The 7,166-nt window shown below is 61.0% G+C and carries 8 protein-coding genes; 2 read left to right on the forward strand and 6 right to left on the reverse strand.

Going from position 1 to position 7,166, the window contains the following annotated elements; genetic code table 11:
• Positions 1 to 171: 171 nt before the first annotated feature.
• Entirely contained in the window at positions 172 to 510 is a 339-nt protein-coding gene (locus FJ398_24330) for a DUF1349 domain-containing protein (GenBank protein ID MBM3841024.1), read from the reverse strand.
• 165 nt (positions 511 to 675) lie between these two features.
• The gene (locus FJ398_24335) at positions 676 to 1,503 is read right to left on the reverse strand and encodes an MBL fold metallo-hydrolase (protein ID MBM3841025.1); all 828 of its coding nucleotides are present in this window, start codon (positions 1,501 to 1,503) and stop codon (positions 676 to 678) included.
• Positions 1,504 to 1,734: 231 nt separating this feature from the next.
• On the opposite strand from FJ398_24335, the gene FJ398_24340 reads away from it, so the two are divergent.
• A complete protein-coding gene (locus FJ398_24340) occupies positions 1,735 to 2,712 on the forward strand; it encodes a tetratricopeptide repeat protein (protein ID MBM3841026.1) in 978 nt (325 codons plus the stop codon).
• The gene (locus FJ398_24345; GenBank protein MBM3841027.1) at positions 2,709 to 3,461 is read left to right on the forward strand and encodes a DUF4823 domain-containing protein; all 753 of its coding nucleotides are present in this window, start codon (positions 2,709 to 2,711) and stop codon (positions 3,459 to 3,461) included. Before FJ398_24340 ends, FJ398_24345 begins: the two co-directional genes overlap by 4 nt.
• Before the next feature lie 18 nt (positions 3,462 to 3,479).
• Here FJ398_24345 and FJ398_24350 read toward each other — a convergent pair whose 3' ends face one another.
• The 4 genes from FJ398_24350 to FJ398_24365 form a co-directional block, all read right to left on the reverse strand.
• Complete coding sequence (locus FJ398_24350) at positions 3,480 to 4,031, reverse strand: HAD family hydrolase (protein MBM3841028.1); 552 nt, start codon at positions 4,029 to 4,031, stop codon at positions 3,480 to 3,482.
• A 209-nt stretch (positions 4,032 to 4,240) separates the two neighbouring features.
• Positions 4,241 to 5,248: a carbohydrate kinase gene (locus FJ398_24355; GenBank protein ID MBM3841029.1), complete on the reverse strand. Its 1,008-nt coding sequence runs from the start codon at positions 5,246 to 5,248 to the stop codon at positions 4,241 to 4,243.
• Positions 5,249 to 5,269: 21 nt separating this feature from the next.
• The gene (locus FJ398_24360; GenBank protein MBM3841030.1) at positions 5,270 to 6,058 is read right to left on the reverse strand and encodes a thiazole synthase; all 789 of its coding nucleotides are present in this window, start codon (positions 6,056 to 6,058) and stop codon (positions 5,270 to 5,272) included.
• A 45-nt stretch (positions 6,059 to 6,103) separates the two neighbouring features.
• Complete coding sequence (locus FJ398_24365) at positions 6,104 to 6,886, reverse strand: SDR family NAD(P)-dependent oxidoreductase (protein ID MBM3841031.1); 783 nt, start codon at positions 6,884 to 6,886, stop codon at positions 6,104 to 6,106.
• Positions 6,887 to 7,166: the final 280 nt, after the last annotated feature.

The following is a 7,166-nucleotide window of genomic DNA, read 5'->3' on the forward strand; positions in this document are numbered from 1 at the left end:
GAATTTTGCCTGGGGCTGCGTTGCTCCTCGGTCACAGCCCCACTGGCGGGGGATGCTCGCTCGTCGCGCCTTGCCCCAGGCCAAATTGGGCGCAACGAACGTGAGCGTATTTACGAAACGGACCACTTAGCTGGAACGATTTAGTTCGGGGCGCTCGCATTGCCTCACGAATCACCGCGTTGCGCTCACGTTGTCGAATGTCGAGCTGTTCAATACAGCGTCGTTGTGGCTCGTGACGGCCAGGCCGATATAGACGCTCGACGCCATGGTGATCGTCGCCGAACCGACACTGGTCCAGGTCAGACCGTCGGTGGACTTAAAACCGGTGAACGTGCTGCCCACGCGAGTCACGCGCACCCAATACGGAGCGGTGCCCGCGCCTCCGGACGTGTGTTCGCTAATGCCGCCGGTGGCCGTGCGCCGTTGGAAGGCCAGGCCCTTACCGACGGTGGTCCAGCTTCCGCTCCCGGCGGTGTTGAGATAAAGGGACGTAGTTCTGGACTGTTTCATGAAGTCCGCTCCTTCGGAGTTATCCTCTGGCCTGGCAGTTCTATTCCGTTTCCTGACTTTGCGGCAGATAGAATCTACGGGGAGCGCCTAGCAATCAGGCGGACCCTGGAGTTGGTATGGGGTAAATGCTGAAATCCTTGTCAGGCTTTCTCCGCAAAAGAGCGCCTACTCGACAAAGAAAGGATTGTGGGTCTTCTCCTGAGCGACAGTCGTGAGCGGACCGTGGCCCGGACAAATCAATGTTTCCGGAGGAAGCGGAAAGATCTGCTCGCGGATTTTCTGTTTGGCCAACTCAGCAAGCTGCCGCGCGCCGCCCATCGACCCGGCAAACAGCGCGTCGCCCACGACCGCGGCACTCGGCGCGCCGCCGGGAAAATTGCCGATGACATAAGTCACGCCGTCTTCGGCGTGGCCCGGCGTATCGCGATTTGTGATTTGAAGATTGCCCAGGTGGACGAGGTCGTTGAGACGGTTGCGCTGATCCGCGGGAGCGTTCTTCGAGTTGGAGTGCAGCTTGACGCCGGGAAACTTGCTCCGGATCGGGCCGAGCGCTTCGACATGGTCGTGGTGCGTGTGCGTGATGAAGAGATGTTTCAGGTGCAGTTGATTTTGCGCGAGGAGGTCGAAGACCGGGCGCGCGTCAAAGCCGGTGTCGAACAGCGCCGCTTCACGCAAGGTTTCATCCCAGACGAGATAGCAATTGACGCTGTAGCTGGCGCCGCGCGTCGTGATCTGACGCAGTTGCCGCCAAACTCCAACGTCGATTGGAGAAGGCAACCAGCCGTTGGCGATGCCTTCAAGTTTTCGCGCGTGCAAACCCAGCAAACTCGCCAGCGTTTGGAAGTTCGGGCGCCGGGCCATTCTCCCGGTCTCTTCCACGGAAAGATACTCGGCTTCGGACAGGCCCGCGGCCTGGGCCGCGGCGGAGGGCGAGACATTGGCCGCCTGGCGCGCTTTGCTCAGGATATCGCCCAGGTGATCTTCCAGATTCATGCGCGGAAAACTACCGGCAGCCTTATCCAGGCGCAACCGATATTGGGATTGGCACGAACGAACTGCGAACGTTCCGTAACCCCTCAGTTAATCAATTAACGACGGTGGGCGACGCTCCTGCGGAGCCTTTTTTCGATGGCATTGGCTCTGCGGGAGCCTCGCCCCACCCTCAACTGAGGGAATTCGACGTTCTGCATTGTTCTCAGCCGGCGGAATGCTAACGTCTCCATGGTGAATGGTCTATTGATTGGCTTGTTAACGGTGCTGGCGGCCGAGAATCCGGCTGCGACGCCGAACGAGCGGCCGCCCAGGAACAGCGCGGCGACCCTAAAAGTCCCAAACCCCAACGACGCCGTCGAGCAGGAGTATCAGAAGCTCCTTGAGGAAGACGACGCCGCGCAGGAGGAGGTCGATAAGTGGATTCGGGACGAACAGGCGTTCGCCAAAGCCGGAGCCGGGATTTCCAAGGCCGCTCTGGCCGCCAAGATCGATCAGCGATTCGGCAAGGTGCGCAAAGCCTACGGGGATTTCTTGCTCTTTCATCCCAAGCACGCCCGCGCACGCCTCGCTTACGGCAGCTTTCTCAACGAAACGGGCGAAGAAGACGAAGCCGTGGCGGAATGGGAGAAAGCGCGCGAGATCGATCCGAAGAATCCGGCCGCGTGGAACAATCTCGCCAACCATTTCGGCCACCGCGGCCCCGTGGACAAGGCGTTCGCCTACTACGAGAAAGCGATCGAACTCAATGCCGCCGAGCCCACTTATTACTGGAACCTCGCGACCACGGTCTATCTGTTCCGCCGCGACGCCATGGAATATTACAAGTTCTCGGAGCCGCAGGTCTTCGATCGCGCGCTCGAACTCTATCGCAAGGCGCTGCAGTTGGACCCCAAGAATTTCATCCTGGCCCACGATTACGCCCAGAGTTACTACGGGATCAAACCGCTGCGCACGGCTGACGCGCTGGCGGCCTGGAAGGAGGCCTTGAAGCTGGCGAACGATGACGTGGAACGCGAAGGGGTTTATCTTCACCTCGCCCGCGTTGAACTCAACTCGGGTTTGTTCGAGGACTCGCGCAAACACCTGAACAGCGTCACGAATCAGATGCACCTGAATCTGAAAAATCGTTTGCTGCGGAATCTGGCCGAGAAACAATCGCAGGCTCCGGCCACGAACGCGCCCCCGGCCAAAGTTCCGCCGACGAAATGAACGCGTTGCAGTTCCCTGGCAGAGACGGATTCCACTCCGTCCCTGACTTTACACAGCGATCGGAAAGACAATTTCAGGGACGCGGTGGAACGCGTCCTTACCAGTGCATGCGTCATGCGCACGGCTGGGAGGCCGTGAAAGCTTTGCGTGGTCTCTCCCGCAGGCTCAGGAGTAGGATTAAGATTATGATTAAGCGCCCGATGATTGCGCTCTGGATCGCTGGTGTTCTCCTCTTTTCGGCCTGCGAGCACACCTATCGCGAGGTTCCGATCGCGGGGGCGCCGGCGCGGCCCAAATTGCAGATGAACGACACCGTTTACGTGGCGATTCCGCCGGATGGCCGGCACCGCAAAGAATTCGTTCCCGAATCCGGCCAGTTCACCGCGGTCACGTTCCGGGACGTCTTTGCGAAGTATGCGAAGCGGGCTTACGTGGGACGCCGCGTCCAGAGCTTCCAGGAAGGTTTGGAGACAGCGCGCGCAGCCGGCTGCCGCTACTTCATTTACCCAACCATCCTGCGTTGGGAAGATCGCGCCACCGAGTATTCAACGCGCCGCGATCTGGTTGAGATCAAGGTCGAAGTCGCCGAAGCCGCGTCGGGCGAGATTCTGCACGCCACGGTGCTGCGCGGGCGAAGCCGGCTGTTCACCGATGGAGGGGACACACCGCAGGATTTGTTGCCGGAGCCGATCCGGAATTACGTCGCTTCGCTGTTTCAACCCGTGCATACGCCGAGCGCGATGCGATGACCCATTCGCTTTCCGGAGTCACTTCGCGCGCGAGTCCCCGATGATCCAATCCGCGGCCTCGGTCAGTCCATTCACGATCATGGCTGCCTGCAGTTCGGGCGCATGGTCGCGCTCGAACTCAGCGCCGTAACCCGTGCGGACGAGAATGGATTTCCTGACGCCGGCATTCCAGCCGCACTGCAAGTCGATGAGCTTGTCGCCGATCATGTAGCTTCGAGACAGGTCCACACCGAATTCATCGCTCGCATCGAACAAGAACTGGGGCGATGGTTTGCGGCCCCGGCTCGGCTGATCCGGAGCTTCGGTCGCGAAGTAAATCCGGTCGAAACGAACGGCCGGGCCGAGTTCCCTGAGCAAGTGTTCGTTGACGCGCACTACGTCTTCCGTCGTGTAATACCCCCGGCCCACGCCCGACTGATTGGTCACGATAAACAGGCTGAAGCCCGCGGCGCGCAAACCCTTCAACGCCGGCGCCGCGCCGGGAAAGATCACGACCTCCTCAGGCCGATACAGGTAGCCCTTCTCCTCAATGATCGTCCCGTCCCGATCCAGAAAAACCGCGGCGCGCATCGTCAGAAAGGCAGTCGGATATAGTGTAAGGCCAGGTCGGTCGTAGCGCAGATTTTCAATCTGCCGTATCGCCGATTTGAAATCGGCCGCGCGTCGGCAAGTCGCAGGCCTTTCGAGTCGGCCGACGCATGCGGAATGCAATTCCGCGAGAAAGCAGATTGCAAATCTGCGCTACGAGGCCAAGAATGTTGTCGCGCGCAATCCACAGGTCACCGCTGAAAACTCCCCAGCAATTCTTCACGGCTCACTTTCGCGGTGCCGATTTTCCCAACGACCACCCCGGCGGCGTGATTGGAAAGAATCGCCGCCTCGAACGGCGACGCCCCTGCCGCAATGGCCAGCGTGAACGTGGCGATGACCGTGTCGCCCGCGCCGGACACGTCGAAGACCTCCTGAGCTACGGTCGGAATATGAAACGGGGCTTCGCTTCTCCGGCAAAGCAGCATGCCTTGATCCCCGAGCGTGATGAGCAACAACGCGGGCTGCAGCCGGGTCAGAAGATTCTCGCTCACCCGCAGCAATTGTTCGTTCTTGAGCGGCTCGGTCGTCTGGCCGCCATCGCTCATCTCAGCCAGTTCGAATGCCTCTTTGCGATTGGGGGTGATCAGGGACAACCCCGCCAGATCGAGATGATGAACGGGCTTGGGATCCAGGCTGAGCCAGATGCCGCGCGCGCGGCACAGAAACTTGACGCGATCCAGCAAGGATTGAGTGACGACGCCTTTGCCGTAGTCGCCCACGATGACCGCAGCGCAGGCCGGCAACTCCTGCTCGATGACCTCGAGCAACCGCCGGAGGCCGCGCGCATCCAGATCGGCGGTGGCTTCGCGGTCCACCCGCACGACTTGCTGTTGGTGCGCGATGATGCGCGTCTTGATGCTCGTGGGCCGGCTCGAAAGCGCCAGAACTCCGGCGTACCCGACACGTTCCTGTTGCAGAAGCCGCTTGAGATTCCGGGCCGAATCATCGCGGCCCACGATGCCCACCAATTCCGTGGCGACGCTCAAACCGGTGAGATTGCGCGCGACATTCGCCGCGCCCCCGGGCATGACGCTCTCGCGCTGGAATTCGACGACCGGCACTGGCGCCTCCGGTGAAATGCGCCCCACGCGTCCCCAGATGAACTGGTCGAGCATGACGTCGCCGATCACCAGAACGCGAATTTCGCGCGCGCGATCGAGCAGTTCCTTTACACGTCTGACAGGCAACGTTTTCATCCCTCGGAATTTGGCTCTCGGTTAACTCAAAAACGCCGTCAACGGGCTGGTGGCGCTGGCCGTGAATTGTTGCGCCGCCAGGCCAACTTCGTAGGCCGTCCGGCCGGCTTCAACGGCCTGCTTGAACGCCACCGCGATCCGATTCGGATCGCTCGCCACGGCGATGGCGGTGTTGACCAGCACCGCGTCGGCGCCCATTTCCATTGCTTCGGCCGCGTGACTCGGCGCACCCAGGCCTGCATCCACCACCACCGGGACCGTTGCTTGCTCGATAATGATGCGAATCTGACCGCGCGTTTCGACCCCGCGATTCGAACCGATGGGTGAGCCGAGCGGCATGACCGTCGCAGTGCCGACGTCTTGAAGGCGTTTGGCAAGCACCGGGTCGGCGTTGATGTAAGGCAGGACCACGAAACCCTCTTTGACCAGCATCTCGGCGGCTTTGAGTGTTTCGACCGGATCCGGCAGCAAGTAGCGAGGGTCCGGGTGGATTTCCAGTTTCACCCAATTCGGCAGCCCGGCGGCCCGGGCCAGGCGCGCAATGCGCACCGCTTCTTCGGCATTCAGCGCGCCGCTGGTGTTGGGGAGCGTCAAATACCGTTTGGGATCGATGAACTCCAGAATGTTGGCGTAGGGATCCTTCTGGCCGGACAAATCCGCGCGGCGCAACGCGACCGTGACCATCTCGGCGCCGCTGGCGGCGAGCGCGTCACGCATCGCTTCCGGCGACGAAAACTTGCCTGTGCCAACGAGGAGGCGCGACTGAAATCGGCGACCCGCAATGATGAGAGAGCCTTTGTCCGACGACATTCGCGGAAAAGATAGGGAGGAACCGCGCCTTGACAACCTTTAACCCTACGCTTTCGTCCTCCGGTGCAGCTTATAGACCGCCGCCTGGTCCGTGCACTTCACAACCAGTTCATCGATGCAAACATGCGGTGGACGACCGGCGACCCAGACGAGGATGTCCGCGACGTCCCCCGCCGTGAGCGGTTCGACGCCGTCATAGACCTTGCTCGCGCGCGGCGTGTCGCCCTTGAAGCGCACGAGGGAGAACTCCGTCTCGGCCATGCCGGGATCCACCGTTCCCACGCGCACGCCCGTCCCGCACAGTTCGAGGCGCAAGGCGCGGGTGATCTGTAGTTCGCCCGCTTTGGCCGCGCAATAGGCCGCGCCGCCTTCATACGCCGTGCGGCCGGCCACCGACCCGATGTTGAGGATGTAGCTGCCGGGATTGTTGGTCATGAGCGGCAGGCAGGCGCGCGTCACGCGCAAGACGCCGAGCACGTTGCTCTGCATCATCGTTTCCCAATCCTCGTCTTTGCCCAGCGCGACGGGGTCCAGGCCCAGCGCGCCTCCGGCGTTGTTGATGAGCACATGGAGCGCGTCCGTGTGCATGCGGACCCACTGGATATATTTCTCCACGCTGGACGTCTTGGTCACATCCAGGGCGTGGAAATGAGCCGCGGACGCGCCGGCTTTGGTGGCCTCAGCGGCGACTTTTTCCAATCGATCCACGCGCCGGGCGCCGAGCAGCAAACGCGAACCTTCCGCGGCGAAAGCGACGGCCGCGGCGGCTCCGAATCCACTGGAAGCTCCCGTGATCAAGACCCATTTGTCAGCTAGTCGTGATGGCATGGGGCAAAGTTCTAGCGAAAAGGAAAAGAGATGGCAAAAGAAGAAATGGGCTTACTGGCCCGGCGGTGGTTTCCGAGTGGTACTGCCAGATTCAGCACGCCGGACACCGGGAGAAGATCGACCTTGGAACCAACAGTAAGGAAAGCGCACTGGTGTCAGCGGCGGAATGAAAGTGGTGGAAAACCGGCGGTTTGAAATTCCGTTTTCTTCCGGGTGATTTTCTTCGGGATTCGGGGCCAAAACTTTTCTTCCTTCTTCGCCTTTTTGTCTTCTTCCCGGA

The organism is Verrucomicrobiota bacterium (genome assembly GCA_016871535.1).
Taxonomy (GTDB): domain Bacteria; phylum Verrucomicrobiota; class Verrucomicrobiia; order Limisphaerales; family SIBE01; genus VHCZ01.